Genomic DNA, 18,668 nt, shown 5'->3' on the forward strand with positions numbered 1-18,668 from the left:
CTACTCCGCCGCTTGCAGCGAGGCGATGCGCCGGCTCTGCTTGGCCTGTTCGTCATAGTCGCGCTGCCATTCCGACGGGCCGTTGGAGGCGCCGACCTGCACCGCCGTCACCTTGTATTCCGGGCAGTTGGTCGCCCAGTCGGAGAAGTCGGTGGTGATGACGTTGGCCTGCGTGTCCGGATGATGGAAGGTCGTGTAGACCACGCCGGGCGACACCCGGTCGGTGATAAGCGCGCGCAACGTGGTCTCGCCTGAGCGGCTTGTCAGCCGGACCCAGTCGCCGTCGCGCAGTCCACGATTCTCCGCATCGTGCGGGTGGATCTCCAGCCGGTCCTCGCTGTGCCACATGATGTTGTCGGTGCGCCTGGTCTGCGCGCCGACATTGTACTGCGACAGGATGCGGCCGGTGGTCAGCAGCAGCGGGAAGCGCGGGCCGGTCCTTTCGTCCGTTGCCACATATTCGGTGCGGATGAACTTGCCCTTGCCGCGCACGAAACCATCGATATGCATGATCGGGGTGCCGAGCGGTGCCTTCTCGTTGCAGGGCCATTGCACGGATCCGACACGGTCGAGCAACTCGAAGGAGACGCCGGCGAAACTCGGCGTCGTCTGGGCGATCTCGTCCATGATCTCGGAGGGATGCTGGTAGTTCCAATCCAGCCCGATCGCCCGGGCAAGCTCCTGCGTCGCTTCCCAATCGGCGTAGCGCGCCTTCGGCTCCAGAACCTTGCGCACCATGTTGATGCGACGCTCGGCATTGGTGAAGGTGCCGTCCTTCTCGAGGAAGGTCGAGCCCGGCAGGAAGACATGCGCGTAGTTCGCCGTCTCGTTGAGGAAGAGGTCATGCACGACGACACATTCCATGGCAGCCAGACCGGCGGCGACATGCTTGGTGTCGGGATCGGACTGCAGAATGTCTTCGCCCTGGATGTAGATGCCCTTGAAGCTGCCGTCGACGGCGGCGTCCAGCATGTTGGGGATGCGCAGGCCGGGTTCGTCGTCCAGCTTCACGCCCCACAGGCTTTCATAGATGTCGCGCACGGCTTCGCCGGAGATATGACGGTAGCCCGGCAGTTCGTGCGGGAACGAGCCCATGTCGCAGGAGCCCTGCACATTGTTCTGGCCACGCAGCGGGTTCACGCCGACGCCCGGCCGGCCGATATTGCCGGTGGCCATGGCGAGGTTGGCGATCGCCATCACCGTGGTTGAGCCCTGGCTGTGTTCCGTCACCCCGAGGCCGTAATAGATCGCGCCGTTGCCCCCAGTAGCATAGAGACGCGCCGCGCCGCGGATCAGCTCCGGATCGACGCCGGACAGTTTGCCGACGGTTTCAGGGCTGTTTTCCGGCAAGGCGACGAACGATGCCCAATCCTGGAACTCCGCCCAGTCGCAACGTTCGCGAATGAAGGCCTCGTTGAAAAGACCCTCGGTGACGATCACATGCGCCAGCGCCGTCAGCACCGCCACATTGGTGCCGGGCTTCAGCGGCAGGTGATAATCCGCTTCAACATGTGTCGACTTGACCATCTCGGTGCGACGGGGATCGAGCACGATCAGCTTGGCGCCCTGACGCAGCCGCTTCTTCAGCCGCGAGGCGAACACCGGGTGGGCCGAAACGGGATTGGCACCGATAATGACGGCGACGTCTGTGTAGTCGACGGAGTCGAAATCCTGCGTGCCGGCCGAGGTGCCATAGGTCTGGCCGAGCCCGTAGCCCGTCGGCGAGTGACAGACGCGCGCGCAGGTGTCGACATTGTTGTTGCGGAAGCCCTGCCGCACCATCTTCTGGACGAGGTAGGTTTCCTCGTTGGTGCAGCGCGACGAGGTGATGCCGCCAATCGCGGTGCGGCCGTACTGATACTGGATACGGCGGAATTCCTGGGCCGTGTGGGAGATAGCCTCCTCCCAACTCACCTCGCGCCAGGGGTCGGTGATCTTTTCGCGGATCATCGGCGACAAGATGCGGTCCTTGTGGGTGGCGTAGCCGTAAGCGAAACGGCCCTTCACACAGGAATGACCGTGGTTCGCCTTGCCCTCCTTGTAGGGCATCATGCGAATGACCTCGTCATCCTTCGCTTCGGCCTTGAACGAGCAGCCAACGCCGCAATAGGCGCAGGTGGTGACGACCGAGCGCTCCGGCAGGCCTTTTGCAAGGACCGTTTTTTCGCGCAGCGCATCGGTCGGACAGGCCTGCACGCAGGCGCCGCAGGACACGCATTCCGAATCGATGAACGCCTCGTGCATTCCCGCCGAAACCCTGGATTCGAAACCACGTCCTTCGATAGTCAGTGCGAAGGTGCCCTGCACCTCTTCGCAGGCCCTCACGCAGCGCGAGCAGACGATGCATTGCGTGGGATCATAGGTGAAATAGGGGTTGGATTCGTCGCGTGCGATGTAATCGACCGTCAGCGAGCCATGGCCGGGCGCCACGCCGTTTTCCTGCTTGACGTGGTTGCGACCCTCGATGCCGTAGCGGTTCTCGGTCAAGCCGATCGACTTCGCCACCGTGTCAAACTCGCTGGCGCCGGTTCCGGCCGTCTCGTTCCAGCCGGTCGGATGGTCGGAGACGTAAAGCTCCATGACGCCGCGGCGAATGGCGTCAAGCCGCCCGGACTGCGTATGCACCACCATGCCTTCGCCGACAGGTGTCGTACAGGACGCTGGCGTGCCGCCACGCCCTTCGATCTCGACAAGGCAGACACGACATGAACCGAAAGAGTCCAGCATGTCGGTGGCGCAAAGCTTCGGGATCTCGACCCCGCCTTCCATCGCGGCACGCATGATCGAGGTGCCTTCCGGCACGGTGATGCTGCGGCCGTCTACGCTCAGCGTGACCTGCTTCTGCGCCTTCGATTGCGGGGTTCCGTAGTCGATCTCTTCGACGAGTGATGGGAAGTCGGCCTTGATGTTCATCTGCCAGCTCCTATTCAGCAGCCACGCGCACGGGCGCCGGCTTGAAGTCGTCGGGGAAATGGGTGATCGAGCTCATGACCGGGTAAGGCGTGAAGCCGCCCAGCGCACAGAGCGAGCCGAACTTCATCGTGTTGCAGAGGTCGGTGACCAGAGCGAGGTTCTTTTCCGGCTCGATGCCCGCGGCGAGCTTGTCGATGGTCTCGACACCGCGCGTAGAGCCGATGCGGCAGGGTGTGCACTTGCCGCAACTTTCGATGGCGCAGAACTCCATGGCGAAGCGTGCCTGTTTCAGCATGTCGGCAGTGTCGTCGAACACCACGATGCCGGCATGGCCGATCAGCCCGTCCTTGGCCGCGAAGGCTTCATAATCGAACGGCGTGTCGAACAGCGAGCGCGGGAAATAGGCGCCGAGCGGCCCGCCGACCTGCACCGCCTTGACCGGGCGTCCCGTCGTCGTGCCGCCGCCGATGTCGTCGACGATCTCGCCCAGCGTCATGCCGAAGGCCGCTTCGAACAGGCCGCCATACCTGATGTTGCCGGCGATCTGGATCGGGATCGTGCCGCGCGAGCGGCCCATGCCGAAATCCTTGTAGAAGGCCGCACCCTTGTCCATGATGACGGGCACCGAGGCCAGCGAGATGACGTTGTTGATCACCGTCGGCTTGCCGAACAGCCCCTTGTGAGCCGGCAGCGGCGGCTTTGCGCGGACCATGCCGCGCTTGCCTTCGAGCGAGTCAAGCAGCGCCGTCTCCTCGCCGCAGACATAGGCGCCTGCGCCGACCCTGATCTCCATGTCGAAAGTGTAGGGTGAGCCCAACACGCTCGCGCCAAGCACGCCGGCCTTGCGGGCAACCTCGACGGCTTTGTTCATCATCGCCACTGCATGCGGATATTCCGAGCGGACGTAGACAAAGCCTTTGGTGGCACCCGTGGCGATTCCGGCGATCGTCATGCCTTCGATCAGCACGAAGGGGTCACCCTCCATGATCATGCGGTCGGCGAAGGTACCCGAGTCGCCTTCGTCGGCGTTGCAGACGATGTATTTACGGTCGCCAACGGTATCGAGCACCGTCTTCCACTTGATGCCGGTCGGGAAGCCCGCGCCGCCGCGCCCGCGCAGTCCGGATTCGGTGACTTGGGCGACAATGGCGGCGGGCGTCAATGCCAACGCGTTCGTCAGCCCGTTCAAACCGCCATGCTTCTTGTAGGATTCGAGTGACAGCGGATCGATGACGCCGCAACGCGCGAAGGTCAGCCGCGTCTGCTTGGCCAAGAAGGGGATTTTGTCCGGCGCGCCCAGCCAGCGCTTGTGAGGGCCGCCGGTGAGGAAGCCGCTGTCGAACAGGCTTTTGACGTCGGATGGCTTGACCGGGCCATAGGCGACGCGGCCGTTGGCTGTCGCAACTTCGACCATGGGTTCGAGGAAATAAGCGCCGCGCGAGCCGTTGCGCACGATCTTGGCCTCGATGCCGCGCTCCGCCAGTTCACTGGCGATCGCCTTGGCGATCTTTTCGGCGCCAAGCGCCAGTGCGCCGGAATCGGCGGGAATGTAGATACGCGGGATCATGAGCGCACCTCGGCAACGATCTCGTCGAGCTTCTCGTCATCGAGCCGCCCGATCACTTCGCCATCGAGCATGGCGGCGGGCGAACAGGCGCACAGGCCGAGACAATAGACCGGCTCCAGCGTCACCGAACCGTCGCGGGTCGTCTCGTGGAAGCCTATGCCCAGCAACTGCTTCAGTTTGGCGGCGATGGCGTCGGAACCCATCGACTGGCAGGATTCTGCCTGGCAGACCTTCAGCACATGCCGGCCGGCCGGATGGCTGCGGTAATCGTGATAGAAGGTGACAACGCCGTGCACCTCGGCCCTGGAGATGTTCAGCGCCTCGGCGATGACTGGCAGCGCATCCTGCGGCACATGGCCGAACTCTTCCTGGATGCCGTGCAGGATCGGCAGCAGCGGGCCTTCGAGGCCTTTCAGCTCCTGGATGATCGCGGTCGTGCGCGATGTGATCTCGGTACTTGCAGGCTGCATTGGCATGCAGCGCCCTCCCTGGTCGATAGCTTTTATCGCTAAGTCTTTACAAAATCAGAGGAAACCCTCGGAATCAATAAAGCTGTTTCGTTGCTCGATAGAAATCTTCTATCGAGCTTGGTCAGCCGCTACTGTCTAGCCTAGCGGCGGGCGTGGAAATCGTCCGCCAGCGCCATCGCCTCGTCCAGCAGCGCCGAGACCAGTGGCGTGTGCGGCTCGCGCGGCGCAGCTACCAGGCCGACCGTGTGGCTGGCGTCCGGCTCGACGATCGGAATGGCCCGGATCGGTTCAGAAAAGCCGAATGTTTCCGCCAGGTTAAGCGGCATGATCGATGACCATTTGCCGGTGCGGATGTGCGAAAACAGTACGATCATCGAATTGGATTCGAGTGTCGGCCGCACCTGCACCCCGGCCTCGGCCAGGTGCTGGTCGATGATGCGGCGGTTCTGCATGTCCGGCGTCAGCAGGCAGAGCGGCAGGCTGCTGAGCTCCGCCCATGTCACTTTGTCGCGGTCGGAATAGGGATTCCCCATCGCGGTGATCAGTTGATAGCGCTCGTCATAGAGCGGCACGCTGGTCACCCGCCCCAACGGCTCGTTGTCGAGATAGGTGATGCCGGCGTCGATATCGAAATTGCCAAGCAGGGACAGCACTTCGATCGAGGTCCGCGACAGCACCGAGAAGGTCACGCCGGGGTGCTTTTCTCGGAACGGCGTCGTCAGGCGCGGCAGCATGGCGAGCGCCGTCGGAATGGCGGCGATGCGGATGCGGCCGGAAAGGCCGTGGCGCGCCGCCCGCATCTCCTCGCGCATGGTCCTGGTATCGCCGACGATGCGGCGGGCCCAGACCAATACCTGCTTGCCTTCGGGTGTCAGCCCCTGAAAGCGCGAGCCGCGCAGCACCAGCATCACACCGAGCTGGCCCTCAAGCTGCTTGATGCCGGCCGACAGCGTCGGCTGGGTGACCCCGCACACGTCGGCTGCCCGGCCGAAATGCTCTTCCCTGGCCAGTGCGATGAAGAATTCCAGCTTGTCGATCATGGACGGAAGCTAGAGCATTTTGGCGTCCGCATAAATGCAACAGAACAAAAGCTTAGAACGAACGGCCGGCTCCAGGAAAACCGGCCAGGAGTGCCTGTTCCGGATCATGCGCCCGCCGCTCCCCGAAATGCGCAATCGCCTATTTGTCGACGAGGTTCAGGATATTGCCGTCGGGATCCTTGAACCATGCGACCTTCATGCCGTAGCCGACATGCACGTCGCCCTCCAGCGTTAGGCCGGGCATCTCATAGTGCTCGAAGGCGACACCCTTCGACCTCAACGACTTGACGATGGTCCCGATCTCGTCGCCGACCGTCCAGGTCACCGCCGTCGCCTTGTTGGTGCCTGCGAACTGCGAATGATAGACATTGATAAGCGTGTCGCCGCTTTTGTAGACGATAAGCTCGCCACCCATATCATCCACCTGCTTGAGGCCCAGCGTCCCTTCATAAAAGGCCTTTGCCCTGGCCAGGTCTTTCACCGCCACATTGGCCGTTGCGTTGCTGTTTGCGAGCATGATCGTCTCCTTCCCTGATTGCTGATGTCGATCCTTGAAATAGATCAGAGGGGCCGTTTGGCGATCGCCGGTCTGCAAAATGCCGGCTGCTCCGACACCGCCCGTCGTTTTTGCGGGCACACCAAGGCAGCTATTGCTCCACGGCTTGGTTCTGTCCGGAAACTGCACTATCTCAGGCCAAAGCTTGCATAAGGAAGAACTGATGTCCGTCACCAAGGAAATCGTCACCGAGCGCCTGAAGACGGTCAATGGCCCGGATTTCACCGGCAACATCGTTGACCTTGGCATGGTTTCCGAGATTTTCATCGCCGATTCCAAGGTCTTCTTCTCGATCACCGTTCCCGCTGCTCGCGCCCAGGAGATGGAACCGCTGCGGGCTGCTGCCGAGCGCGTCGTCAAGGCTATTCCCGGCGTTGCCGGTGCCGTCGTTGCACTGACGGCGGAAAAGAAAGGCGGCGGCATGGAAGCGCCGGTTCCATCGCGACCTGCACCCAGGCCAGCGCCGCCGGCTCCCACCCCGCCGCGTGCCGCTCCGCACGCTCCGGCTTCGCACAGCCAGGGCAGGCGTGGCGTACCTGGCATCGATGCGATCATTGCCGTCGCTTCCGGCAAGGGTGGTGTCGGCAAGTCGACCACGGCCGTCAACATCGCTCTTGGCCTCGCCGCCAATGGTTTGCGCGTCGGCGTGCTCGACGCCGACATCTATGGCCCGTCCATGCCGCGCCTGCTCAACATCCATGGCCGGCCGCAGACCGTCGACGGCAAGATCCTGAAACCGATGGAGAATTACGGGCTTAAAGTGATGTCGATGGGCTTCCTCGTTGATGAGGAGACACCGATGATCTGGCGCGGTCCGATGGTTATGTCGGCGCTGACGCAGATGCTACGCGAGGTCGAATGGGGCCGGCTCGACGTGCTCGTCGTCGACATGCCGCCCGGCACCGGCGACGCGCAACTGACCATGGCTCAGCAAGTCCCATTGGCCGGCGCCGTCATCGTCTCGACGCCGCAGGATCTGGCGCTGATCGATGCACGCAAGGGCCTGAACATGTTCAAGAAGGTCGACGTGCCGCTGCTCGGCATCGTCGAGAACATGAGCTATTTCATCGCTCCGGATACGGGAAAGCGCTACGACATCTTCGGCCATGGCGGCGCGCGCCGCGAGGCCGAGCGTCTGGGCGTCACCTTCCTTGGCGAAGTGCCGCTCGAGATGGGCATTCGTGAGAGCTCGGATGCCGGCACGCCAGTGGTTGTCTCGAAGCCCGACGGCGCCGAAGCAAGGATCTACAGGGATATCGCTTCGAAGGTTTGGGACCGGATCAACGAAGAGCGTGGTGCGGCCGCGGATGCGGTGCCGAACATCGTGTTCGAGTAGTTTTTCGTTCGGTAGGCGCCGCCCCTCATTGTCCTGCCGGACATTTCTCCCCGTAGTGACGGGAGAAAGACACCGTCCTTGATGATTTCGCCAATCAGCGCGGGAGGAAGGGCGCCGACGTTGCAGCCAGTTCCCATCTCCCCGTCACTATACGGGGAGAAGGTGCCGGCAGGCGGATGAGGGGCAGCGCTGGCCCCAGAGAAGCTAGGCTTCGTTCGAGCGAGGACGTAACCTAAGCCGCGCCAACCTTCTCGCCGAAGCTGGAAAAAAACTGCCCGGCCAGTTTCTTCGAGGTCGATTCGATCAGCCGGCTGCCGAGCTGCGCGATCTTGCCGCCGACATCGGCCTTGGCCGCGTATTTCAGCACCGTGGTATCCGGCCCATCCTCTGTCAGTGTCACGTCGGCGCCGCCCTTGGCAAAGCCGGCGATGCCGCCCTTGCCTTCGCCCTGGATGGTGTAGGAATGCGGCGGCTTGAGGTTCTTGAGCGTCACCTCGCCATTGAACGTCGCCTTGATCGGTCCGATCTTCACCACCACGGTCGCCGCCATCTCGGTCGGCGACTTCATCTCCAGGCTCTGGCAGCCGGGAATCGTCGCCTTCAAGATCTCGGGATCGTTCAGCGCTTCCCACACCTTTTGCAGGGGCGCGGCAATGCGCTCCTCGCCTTCGATCACCAAAGCCATGAAAACCTCCCTGACACGATTGATCGAAGCCCTAACGCACGGCTGCATGCCTGTCTATCGCACCAAAGTCCGGATGCGACCCTGCGCCCTCTTGCCTGCTCCCGCGCGTTGCCATATCGATTTGTCTTACAAATACGGAGACCACGATGGCAGGCGCCCCCACCAGGAAGAAAAAATTTCGCTCGCAGGAGTGGTTCGACAATCCCGACAATCCGGGCATGACGGCGCTCTACCTGGAGCGTTACCTCAATTACGGCCTGACGCGGGCCGAACTGATGTCCGGCAAGCCACTGATCGGCATCGCCCAGACCGGTTCGGATCTGTCGCCCTGCAACCGGCATCACATCGAGCTGGCCAAGCGCGTACGCGAAGGCATCGTCTCGATGGGCGGCATTCCGTTCGAATTCCCGTGCCATCCGATCCAGGAGACCGGCAAGCGCCCGACCGCGGCTCTTGACCGCAACCTTGCCTATCTCGGCCTGGTCGAAGTGCTCTACGGCTATCCGCTCGATGGCGTCGTGCTCACCATCGGCTGCGACAAGACAACGCCCGCCCTGCTGATGGCGGCAGCCACCGTCAATATCCCGGCGATCGCGCTGTCGGTCGGCCCGATGCTCAACGGCTGGCACAAGGGCAAGCGCACCGGCTCCGGCACCATCGTCTGGGAATCGCGCCAGCGCCTGTCTGCCGGCGAGATCGACTATGACGAGTTCATGGACATCGTCGCCTCTTCGGCGCCGTCCACTGGCTACTGCAACACCATGGGCACCGCCACGACGATGAACTCGCTGGCCGAGGCGCTTGGCATGCAATTGCCGGGCTCGGCCGCCATCCCCGCGCCTTATCGCGAGCGCGGCCAGATCGCCTACGAGACCGGCAAACGCATCGTCGCCATGGTGCATGAAGACCTCAAGCCGTCCGACATCATGACGAGAGAGGCTTTCGAGAACGCCATTGTCGTCAATTCGGCCATTGGCGGCTCGACCAACGCGCCCATCCATCTCAACGCCATCGCCCGCCACCTCGGCGTCAAGCTCGACAATGACGACTGGCAGACTGTCGGCCTCAATGTGCCGTTGCTGGTCAATCTGCAGCCGACGGGCGAATATCTTGGCGAGGACTACCATCATGCCGGCGGCGTGCCGGCGGTCATCGCCGAACTGATGAAGGGCGGGCTCTTGCCGCATCCCGGCGCGCGCACGGTCAACGGCAAGTCGATCGGTGAGAATAGCGAGGGTGTCGCCAACGAGAACACCGACGTCATCCGCACCGTTGCCGCGCCGCTGAAGGCCAATGCCGGCTTCATCAACCTCAAGGGCAATCTGTTCGATTCCGCGATCATGAAGACCAGCGGCATCTCGCCCGAATTCCGCGAGCGCTATCTCTCCAATCCGAAGGATCCCGAGGCTTTCGAAGGCAACGCCATGGTCTTCGACGGGCCCGAGGACTATCACGCCCGCATCGACGATCCGGCGCAAGGCATTGATGAGCACACGATCCTGTTCATGCGCGGCGCCGGTCCGATCGGCTATCCCGGCGGCGCCGAGGTCGTCAACATGCAGCCGCCGGCCTATCTGATCAAGAAGGGCATCCATGCGCTCGCCTGCATCGGCGATGGCCGCCAGTCCGGCACGTCGGGTTCGCCGTCGATCCTCAACGCCTCGCCGGAAGCCGCGATCGGCGGCGGGCTGGCGCTGCTCAAGACGGGCGACCGTGTCCGCATTGACCTTCGCAAGGGTACGGCCGACATCCTCGTCACCGACGACGAGATCACCCGGCGCCGCGCCGAACTGCAGAACAATGGCGGCTATGAGTATCCCAAGCACCAGACGCCCTGGCAGGAGATCCAGCGCGGCATGGTCGCGCAGTTTTCAGAGGGAATGGTGCTGAAGCCGGCGGTGAAGTACCAGGATGTCGCGCACACCAGAGGTGTCCCCAGGGACAATCACTGAGCGAGCATCTGTTCGTAGATGCTTACATAAATGACAAACGGCGGCTTGATCCGGATCAGGCCGCCGCCATCCTTGACAAGCCCGCGCGATGCATCCACCATCGTGACAAGGGGTGTATCGCGACGACCCCGTGAGGCGTCAGCCCAACGTTCGCGTCCAAGCTTCTCTTTCCAGGAGGTGGACGCCATGCCGTCAACAACCGCTATCACCGTATCGCAACTATCCCGTCTGATCGGTCTGCCAGGCGCGCCTGTCATCATCGATGTCCGTATCGATGAAGACTTCGACGCCGATCCACGCCTTCTGCCGGCCTCCAGCCGGCGCGATTTCAAGACTGTTTCGACCTGGGCCGATGAGTTCACCGGCAAGCCAGTGACGGTCGTTTGCCAGAAAGGGCTGAAACTCTCGCAAGGTGTCGCCGCATGGCTGCGCCATGAGGGCATATCCGCCGAAAGCCTCGACGGTGGGTTCGAAGCCTGGCGTGATGCAAAGGGACTTCTGGTTCGCACCGACACCTTGCCTTCGCGCGACGAAAAGGGCCGCACCGTGTGGGTGACGCGAGCCCGCCCGAAGGTGGATCGCATCGCTTGCCCCTGGCTGATCCGGCGTTTCGTCGATCCTCACGCGATTTTCCTGTTTGTCGAGCCGGCCGAAGTTCTTGCCGTAGCCGATCGCTTCCAGGCCGTGCCTTTCGACATCGACGATGTGTTCTGGAGCCATCGCGGCGAACGCTGCACCTTCGACACGATGATCGAGGAGTTCGGGCTGGAATCCGAGGCGCTCGATCGCCTTGCCCTGATCGTGCGCGCGGCCGACACCGCAAGCCTCGACCTTGTTCCCCAGGCTGCCGGCTTCCTGGCGGCTTCGCTTGGCCTGTCGCGTATGTTTCGCGACGACCTGGAACAGCTGGACGCAGGCATGCTGCTCTACGATGCGTTCTTTCGTTGGTGTCGTGACGCCACTGACGAAACGCACAACTGGCCCGGTGCAGGCGCGGGCAAATCGTCATGAGCACGCTTGTGTCGCAAGATACTGTGGTCCAGCCGCCGGTTGCACCGACCTTCACCGAAGCTATGAAGCTCTGGGCAAAAATCGGACTGCTCAGCTTCGGTGGGCCGGCCGGGCAGATCGCGTTGATGCACAAGGAACTGGTCGAGGATCGGCGCTGGATCGGCGAGCAGCGTTTCCTGCATGCGCTGAACTATTGCATGCTGCTGCCTGGCCCCGAAGCGCAGCAACTCGCCATCTATATCGGTTGGCTGCTGCACAGGACGATCGGCGGCCTTGTCGCCGGCATCCTGTTCGTCGTGCCGGGCGCGCTCGTCATGCTCGTCCTGAGCAGCCTCTACGTGCTCTATGGCGACGTACCGCTCGTCGAGGCGCTGTTTTTCGGGGTGAAGGCGGCGGTGCTCGCCATTGTCATCCAGGCCGTGATCCGGATTGGACGGCGTGCCCTTAAGAACCGGGTCATGGTGTCGATCGCGGTCTCGGCTTTCATCGCCATCTATGCGTTGAATGTGCCGTTCCCGCTCATCATCCTGCTTGCGGGCCTGGCAGGATGGCTGGGAAACCGCATTGCGCCGGCGCTGTTTTCCAGCTCGGCACATGGCAAGGACGATGTTGCCGATATCAAGGGTGCGGTCGACCTGATGTTCGAGCGCGGCGAGTTGGCCCACCTCAGGCCGACGAGATGGCATGCGCCGCGCACGATTGCGATCTGGCTGCCGATCTGGTTCGGGCCTGTTCTGTTGATCTGGTGGCTGACCGGCTCTGCAAGCGTCTGGACCGAGATCGGCCGGTTCTTCAGTCTCATGGCGGTCGTCACCTTCGGCGGTGCCTACGCGGTGCTTGCCTATGTCGCGCAGGCAGCCGTCCAGTCCTTCGGCTGGCTCGCTCCCGGTGAAATGGTCGACGGTTTGGGGCTTGCCGAAACGACGCCGGGTCCGCTCATCCTGGTGTTGCAGTTCGTTGGCTTCATAGCAGCGTTCCGCCACCCCGGCTCGCTGGACCCGTTGCTTGCCGGATCGCTAGGGGCGCTGCTGACGTTGTGGGTTACGTTCACGCCCTGCTTCTTCTGGATATTCCTCGGTGCGCCCTATATCGAGGCCCTGCGCGGCAACAAGGCCTTATCGGCAGCACTTGGCGCGATCACCGCCGCTGTTGTCGGGGTGATCATGAATCTGGCTCTGTGGTTCGCCCTGCACGTCATTTTCCATGAGGTACACGCGCTGGGCCTCGGCATGAATGTGCCGGTATTTTCGTCGATCGACTGGCGCGCGGCGCTGCTTTCCTGTGCCACCATGATCGCCATCCTGAAGCTGAAAATCGGCATGCTGCCGACGCTAGCCGGATCCGCCCTTGCCGGTGTCTTGCTGTTGGCGGTGAGCGGCTGACAGGCACGACAAAGGCTTAAAGCGTGTCGCGTTGATCCGTTTCAACGCGGCACGCTTTGGCTGGCGCCGCCTTTGTATTCCGCTTGCGAACCACCTAAGTGGTTGGAAACGGATTGGACCATGATGGCGCCACGACGCTCTTCCCTCGGATTCCTCGGAATGTTCGGCCGCTCGGGCGACCTGAGACAGCTCGATGCGGCGTTGCGTGGCGCCGACCTTCATCCCGCCCTCGTGCCGGAGGGGGTAAAACTCACCATCGTCAATCTGATGAAGGATCGCTGGCCCGGCGAGCCGCCCACACAAGCTTATCCAGAAGTGGCGCGGCTGTTCAGCTATTGCATCGCCGGCCCGGAAGCCTTCGAGCGATCCAATGGACTTCAGAACAGGCTGGAGGCAGAGCGCCGGATCGAGGCTGCCCTTGAAACCGGCGACAGTTTCGATGCGCAGATCGTGCTGATGACGCTGCACGCCACGCTGATCGATGCCGAAGTCGTCGAGCGCTATGGGCTGGTTAGCGAGTGATTGTTTTGCGGGGCCTACCCACCCATGCTGCCACGCGGCAGCTTGATCATCTCGCCAAAGCGGGCGCGCAGCCTGTCGTCGACCAGCTTCGGCACATGGCGCGGAAAGCGCTCGGCAAGCACGCGTTTCTTTTCGATGATCGCCCGCTGCAGGATGTCGGGCCGGCCCTTTTCGTTCCATTCCTTGGGCGAAAAGCGGTCGCCGACGGCCGGATAGAAATATTCGGTCTGCATCAGCCGCAGCGTCTGCTCATTGCCGAGATAGTGGCCCGGACCCTTCAGGCAGACATCGGCGATGGTGTCGATCGACAGCGCCTCGTCGGTCACCTCGATGCCGCGCACGCAGCGCAGGCAGTGGCCGAGCATGTCATTGTCGATGATCAGGCTCTCCAGGCAGAAGCCGAGCAGCGAGGCATGCATGCCGGCCGATTCGTAAACCAAGTTGAGCCCGGCAAGGCCGGCCATCACATCGGTGATGCCCTTTTCATAGCCGGACTGGATGTCGGGCAGCTTCGAATCCGTCATGCCCGCGGCCGAGCCGCCCGGCAGGTCGTAGAATTGCGCCATCTGCGCGCAGGCCGAGGTCAGCACCGCCTGCTCGGCCGAACCGCCTGACATGGCGCCGGTCCTGAGATCCGACACGAACGGCCAGGTGCCGAAGATCGCCGGATGCCCCGGCTTGATGGCATTGACATAGATAAGGCCGACCAGCACTTCGGCCACTGCTTGCACCACCGCACCGGCAATCGCCGCCGGGGCCGTGGCACCGGCCTGTCCGGCCGACAGCAAGAGGATCGGGATGCCGCCTTCGACGCACGCTTCGAGCACGCCGCAGGCGTCCTCGGCGAACTTCATCGGCGGCACGACGAAGCAGTTGGAGTTCGAGACGAACGGCCGGGCGCGGAAATTCTCCTCGCCGCCGGCAATGGCATAGAGCATTTCGAGCGCCGGCTTCACGTTCTCGCGGACCGTGAACGAGGTGCCGACATGCTTCGACGTGCCCATCACGCAGGCGTACAGCGTGTTGAAATCCATATCGAGCGGGTCGGGAATGTCGCGCGGCACCATCGGCCGCTGGAAGAAATGGATGTTGTCGAGCCCCTCGACGAGGCGGGCGGCGTCATAGATGTCCTGCAGCAGCGACTCGCGGTATTCGCGCTTTTCGACATCGACCAGATGCACGGCGGCGCCCGCCGTGCCGTAATGCACGCGCTTGCCCTTGATCAGCATGTCGTGCTTGGGGTCCTGGCCGTGCAGCGTGAAATGCCGTGCCGCTTTCTTGATCGTGTCGAGCACGAGCGCGCGGGGGAAACGGATGCGGCCATCGTCGCCATAGCTGGCGCCGGCCTCGGTCAGCGCTTCGATGCAAGAGGGAATGGCATTGGCGAAGCCAACCGTTTCCAAGAGCGTCAACACGGCTTCGTGGATGCGTTCCTGGTCATTCTCGGTCAGCGGCCCATAGCTGCCGCCTTCGAGGCCGGCGCGCACCGGCTTGATGTCGTCGGCCAACGGTGCTGCCCGCATGGCGCGGCGCGCTTCGCGCCCGCCGGAGCGGCGCGAACGCTGATCCGCCGCCGCTTCCTGCTTTTCAAGAACTGACATGGAGACACTCCACCTTTCCGAGAAGCAGGGCGCGGCGGTTGGTCCACCATCGGCTGCTCATTCCCCTTTGTGCCCCGACTATGCCGCCGGCATTGGCCCAGCCTATGAGCCAGACGGTCCGGCTGCATATGCCAGAGTTAATGGCACCGGAGCCACGCTGTGTGGCTCCGGCCAAGGGATCGGGCGGTGGATCAGGCGGCGGCCGGCCTGCGTCCGGCGGCGGTGGCCAGTTCGCGGATGCCTGGCTCGATGTGCTGCAGCGCGATCGAGGAAATGCCCAGCCGCATGAAACGCGAAGGCTTTTCAGTGCGATCGAAGAAACGATCGCCCGGCTCGATGATGACGCTGCGCGAGGCGGCGGCCTCGGCCAGTCCGCGCGAATCGGTGCCGCGCGGCCCTTCAAGCCACAGCGATGTGCCGCCGGCCGAATCGGTCGAACGCCATTCCGGCAGGAAAGCGGAAATCGCATGGACCAGGCGCTTGCGCCGCTCGTCGAAGGCGCTCGACAGCCGCCGCACCAGTGCCTCGTGATGGCCAAGCGACAGGAACAGCGCGACGGCACGCTGGTTGTTGGCCGGCGGATGGCGCAGCATGAAGCGACGCAGCGCCCTGAGTTCCGAGATCAGCCCAGCCGAGGCGACGATGTAGCCAAGTCGCAGGCCCGGAGCCAGCGTCTTCGACATCGAGCCGACATAGACGACGCGGCCGGAGCGGTCGAGGCTCTTCAAGGCCTGCTGCGGCGCCTCGTCGAGAAGCTGGCTGTCATAGCCGTCCTCGATGATGATCTGGTTGTAGCGGTTGGCCCGCGCCAGGAGATCCTGCCGCCGTTCCGCCGACAATGGCACCATGGTTGGGCAATGATGGCTGGGCGTGACGAAGACGAACCCGGAATCATTGGGAATAGAAGCGGTTACGATGCCGGACTGGTCGACCGGCACCGGCTGTATGTCGGCACCCGCAAGGCGGAAGATCGAGCGTGCGTCGGGGTAGCCAGGGTCCTCCATCGCCACCTTGGAGCCCTTGCTCATCAGCAGCGTTGCCAGCATGTAGAGCGCGTTCTGGGCGCCCAGCGTGACGATGATTTCGTCGGGATTGGCGAAGATGCCGCGCCGCGGCAGCAGCCGCGCCTGGATCTGTTCGATCAGCAGCGGATCGTCGCGATCGACCATGTCGGACGCCCAGTTGCGGATTTCGAGCACGGCAAGCGCCATGCGGTTACACTCGCGCCACTCGGCGGTCGGGAACAGCGCCGGGTCGAACTGGCCGTAGACGAAGGGGTAGGACGACTTGATCCAGTTCTCGTGCTTGGCCGGCGGCGGCATGTCGCTGGCGGCGATCTTGCGGCGTGCCTTCCAGTCGATCTCATTGGCCTGGTCGGGCGCCTTTTGGTGCGGCTTGGCCGGTGTCGCCAGCACATCGGGATTGACGAAATGGCCGCGCCGCTCGCGTGCCACCAGGAAGCCCTGGTCGACGAGCTGCTGGAAGGCCAGCACCACGGTTCCGCGCGCCACGCCGAGTTTTTCGGCCAGGATCCGGCAGGAGGGAAGCGGCATCGAAGCGGCGATCTGGCGGTCGAGAATGGCGGCCACGATGGCTTGGCGGATCTGTGCCTGTAAGGTCTGGCCGGATTCGGCCGAAATCCGGAACAGGCCGGACCATATCGCCGTGTCGTTTCGCTGTGGCATGGAAGATGTTCCTCGATGGCCAGCTTTTTTCGCTTGGCTGGACCAGTCGAATGTAACGGTGGCACAAGGGGTTGCGCCAATCAATTTTTCTGATCGTTGGGATTTATGCCAGTGATCCTTCGGCGGAAAATCCGGCACTCCGCCCACCTCGGGACGCGCCTGCATCGTCGCCGCGTGACGATTCGCGTCATCGCCGCGTATTGACCGTACAGAATTCGGCTCACTAGTTTTGGCGCGACGACACGCGCCGGAAACATCCGGTCTGATATGGTGCGTCGAAAACGCCAGGAGTCCCGCCAGTGGATCAGTCAGCCTTCCAGAAACAGCTCGCAGCCTTGCGCGATCATCGCGCCGCGGCGCCAGCCAGCATGCGCCAGGCCTTCGCCGCCGATCCGCAGCGGTTCAAGACATTCTCCGCCACCGATGGCGACCTGTTGCTCGACTGGTCGAAATGCGCGGTCGACGCGCTCACCATGGACCTGCTGGAGAAACTTGCCAGGGCAGCCGATCTCGAAGGTCGCCGTGCGGCGATGTTCGCCGGCAAGAAGATCAACGTCACCGAAAACCGTGCCGTGCTGCACACGGCGCTGCGCAACCTGACCGGCAAGGGCGTCACCGTGGATGGCCAGGACGTCAAGGCGGACGTCGCTGCCGTGCTCGACGCGATGGGCGCCTTTGCCGATGCCGTGCGCTCCGGCAAGGCAGCCGGCGCCACCGGCAAGAAAATCACCGACATCGTCAACATCGGCATCGGCGGTTCCGATCTCGGCCCGGCCATGGCGACGCTGGCGCTGGCCCCCTATCATGACGGGCCGCGCGCGCACTACGTCTCCAACATCGACGGCGCCCATATCCACGACACGCTGAAGGGCCTGTCGGCCGAAACCACGCTTTTCATCATCGCCTCCAAGACCTTCACCACCGTCGAGACGATGACCAATGCCGAGACGGCGCGCAAATGGGTGCAGAAGGCACTCGGCAAGGAAGCGGTCGGCAAGCATTTTGCCGCCGTCTCGACCGCGCTCGAGCTGGTGGCCAAGTTCGGCATCGAATCAGATCGCGTCTTCGGCTTCTGGGACTGGGTCGGCGGCCGCTATTCGGTCTGGGGCGCGATCGGCCTGCCGGTGATGATCGCGGTCGGGCCGAGGAATTTTCGCGCCTTCCTCGATGGCGCGCACGAGATGGACGAGCATTTCCGCACCGCGCCCGTTCAGGAGAACCTGCCGGCGCTGCTGGGGCTGGTCGGGTGGTGGCATCGCGTGATCTGCGGATATCCCGCGCGTGCCGTCATTCCCTATGACCAGCGCCTGTCCCGGCTGCCGGCCTATCTTCAACAGCTCGATATGGAATCGAACGGCAAGAGCGTCACCCTCGAAGGCGTTGCGGTGACGACGCCGACCGGACCGCTGGTCTGGGGCGAGCCTGGCACCAACGGCCAGCATGCCTTCTTCCAGCTGTTGCATCAGGGCACCGATTTCATCCCGGTCGAATTCCTCGCTGCGGCCGTCGGCCACGAGCCGGACCTCAAGCATCAGCATGATCTGCTGCTCGCCAACTGCCTGGCGCAGTCGGAAGCGTTGATGAAGGGCCGCACGCTGGAGGAGGCGCGCGCCCAGATGCTGGCCAAGGGCATGAAGCCGGCCGAGGTCGACAAGATCGCCCCGCACCGCGTCTTCTCCGGCAACCGGCCCTCGCTGACCATCCTCTACCGCAAGCTCGACCCGCGCACCTTCGGCCGGCTGATCGCGCTCTACGAGCATCGCGTCTTCGTCGAAGGCACTTTGTTCAACATCAATTCCTTCGACCAGTGGGGCGTCGAGCTCGGCAAGGAACTGGCCACCGGCCTCTTGCCTGTCGTGGAGGGCAAGGAAAGTGCCGCGAAGCGGGATGCATCGACCGCCGGCCTGGTGGGATACATCCAGCATTTGCGTGGTTCGGAGTGAGCAGT

At 63.3% G+C, this 18,668-nt stretch carries 15 protein-coding genes; 6 read left to right on the top strand and 9 right to left on the bottom strand.

What is annotated here, in order from left to right:
• From fdhF to AC1DZU_RS04025, 5 genes are all read right to left on the bottom strand, one after another.
• Positions 1-2,913, bottom strand: coding sequence for a formate dehydrogenase subunit alpha (gene fdhF, locus AC1DZU_RS04005; protein ID WP_477281925.1), 2,913 nt, complete (start codon positions 2,911-2,913; stop codon positions 1-3).
• Positions 2,914-2,923: 10 nt separating this feature from the next.
• The gene (locus tag AC1DZU_RS04010; protein ID WP_477281927.1) at positions 2,924-4,480 is read right to left on the bottom strand and encodes a formate dehydrogenase beta subunit; all 1,557 of its coding nucleotides are present in this window, start codon (positions 4,478-4,480) and stop codon (positions 2,924-2,926) included.
• Positions 4,477-4,956, bottom strand: a complete 480-nt coding sequence (locus AC1DZU_RS04015) for a formate dehydrogenase subunit gamma (protein ID WP_095082625.1) — start codon at positions 4,954-4,956, stop codon at positions 4,477-4,479. The genes AC1DZU_RS04010 and AC1DZU_RS04015 overlap by 4 nt, the downstream gene beginning before the upstream one ends.
• A 134-nt stretch (positions 4,957-5,090) precedes the next feature.
• Positions 5,091-5,990 (bottom strand): LysR family transcriptional regulator, encoded by a 900-nt coding sequence (locus AC1DZU_RS04020; RefSeq protein WP_477281929.1) that lies wholly within the window; start codon positions 5,988-5,990, stop codon positions 5,091-5,093.
• Positions 5,991-6,129: 139 nt separating this feature from the next.
• Positions 6,130-6,507, bottom strand: a complete 378-nt coding sequence (locus AC1DZU_RS04025) for a VOC family protein (RefSeq protein ID WP_095084288.1) — start codon at positions 6,505-6,507, stop codon at positions 6,130-6,132.
• A 199-nt stretch (positions 6,508-6,706) separates the two neighbouring features.
• Between AC1DZU_RS04025 and AC1DZU_RS04030 the strand changes: the two genes are divergently transcribed.
• Complete coding sequence (locus AC1DZU_RS04030) at positions 6,707-7,882, top strand: Mrp/NBP35 family ATP-binding protein (protein ID WP_477282226.1); 1,176 nt, start codon at positions 6,707-6,709, stop codon at positions 7,880-7,882.
• Positions 7,883-8,114: 232 nt separating this feature from the next.
• On the opposite strand, the gene AC1DZU_RS04035 is transcribed toward AC1DZU_RS04030, so the two are convergent.
• Positions 8,115-8,567, bottom strand: coding sequence for an SRPBCC family protein (locus AC1DZU_RS04035; RefSeq protein WP_477281932.1), 453 nt, complete (start codon positions 8,565-8,567; stop codon positions 8,115-8,117).
• A 146-nt stretch (positions 8,568-8,713) separates the two neighbouring features.
• Here AC1DZU_RS04035 and AC1DZU_RS04040 point away from each other — a divergent pair, with 146 nt between their 5' ends.
• Positions 8,714-10,519, top strand: a complete 1,806-nt coding sequence (locus AC1DZU_RS04040) for an IlvD/Edd family dehydratase (protein WP_477281934.1) — start codon at positions 8,714-8,716, stop codon at positions 10,517-10,519.
• On the opposite strand, the gene AC1DZU_RS04045 is transcribed toward AC1DZU_RS04040, so the two are convergent.
• Entirely contained in the window at positions 10,513-10,707 is a 195-nt protein-coding gene (locus AC1DZU_RS04045) for a hypothetical protein (RefSeq protein ID WP_477281936.1), read from the bottom strand. The genes AC1DZU_RS04040 and AC1DZU_RS04045 overlap by 7 nt on opposite strands.
• Between AC1DZU_RS04045 and AC1DZU_RS04050 the strand changes: the two genes are divergently transcribed.
• The 3 genes from AC1DZU_RS04050 to AC1DZU_RS04060 all read left to right on the top strand — a co-directional run bounded on the left by AC1DZU_RS04050 (position 10,706) and on the right by AC1DZU_RS04060 (position 13,434).
• Positions 10,706-11,530, top strand: coding sequence for a chromate resistance protein ChrB domain-containing protein (locus AC1DZU_RS04050; protein ID WP_477281938.1), 825 nt, complete (start codon positions 10,706-10,708; stop codon positions 11,528-11,530). The genes AC1DZU_RS04045 and AC1DZU_RS04050 overlap by 2 nt on opposite strands.
• Positions 11,527-12,912: a chromate efflux transporter gene (chrA, locus tag AC1DZU_RS04055; RefSeq protein WP_477281940.1), complete on the top strand. Its 1,386-nt coding sequence runs from the start codon at positions 11,527-11,529 to the stop codon at positions 12,910-12,912. The genes AC1DZU_RS04050 and chrA overlap by 4 nt, the downstream gene beginning before the upstream one ends.
• Positions 12,913-13,035: 123 nt before the next feature.
• Positions 13,036-13,434: a hypothetical protein gene (locus AC1DZU_RS04060; RefSeq protein WP_477282228.1), complete on the top strand. Its 399-nt coding sequence runs from the start codon at positions 13,036-13,038 to the stop codon at positions 13,432-13,434.
• Between the two features lie 14 nt (positions 13,435-13,448).
• Here AC1DZU_RS04060 and AC1DZU_RS04065 read toward each other — a convergent pair whose 3' ends face one another.
• Entirely contained in the window at positions 13,449-15,035 is a 1,587-nt protein-coding gene (locus tag AC1DZU_RS04065) for a trimethylamine methyltransferase family protein (RefSeq protein ID WP_477281942.1), read from the bottom strand.
• A gap of 191 nt (positions 15,036-15,226) precedes the next feature.
• Positions 15,227-16,720 (bottom strand): MocR-like pyridoxine biosynthesis transcription factor PdxR, encoded by a 1,494-nt coding sequence (gene pdxR / locus AC1DZU_RS04070; protein WP_023758211.1) that lies wholly within the window; start codon positions 16,718-16,720, stop codon positions 15,227-15,229.
• A gap of 299 nt (positions 16,721-17,019) precedes the next feature.
• On the opposite strand from pdxR, the gene pgi reads away from it, so the two are divergent.
• The gene (gene pgi, locus AC1DZU_RS04075; protein WP_477281945.1) at positions 17,020-18,663 is read left to right on the top strand and encodes a glucose-6-phosphate isomerase; all 1,644 of its coding nucleotides are present in this window, start codon (positions 17,020-17,022) and stop codon (positions 18,661-18,663) included.
• Positions 18,664-18,668 lie beyond the last annotated feature (5 nt).

This window comes from Mesorhizobium sp. P2_A12 (genome assembly GCF_056405075.1).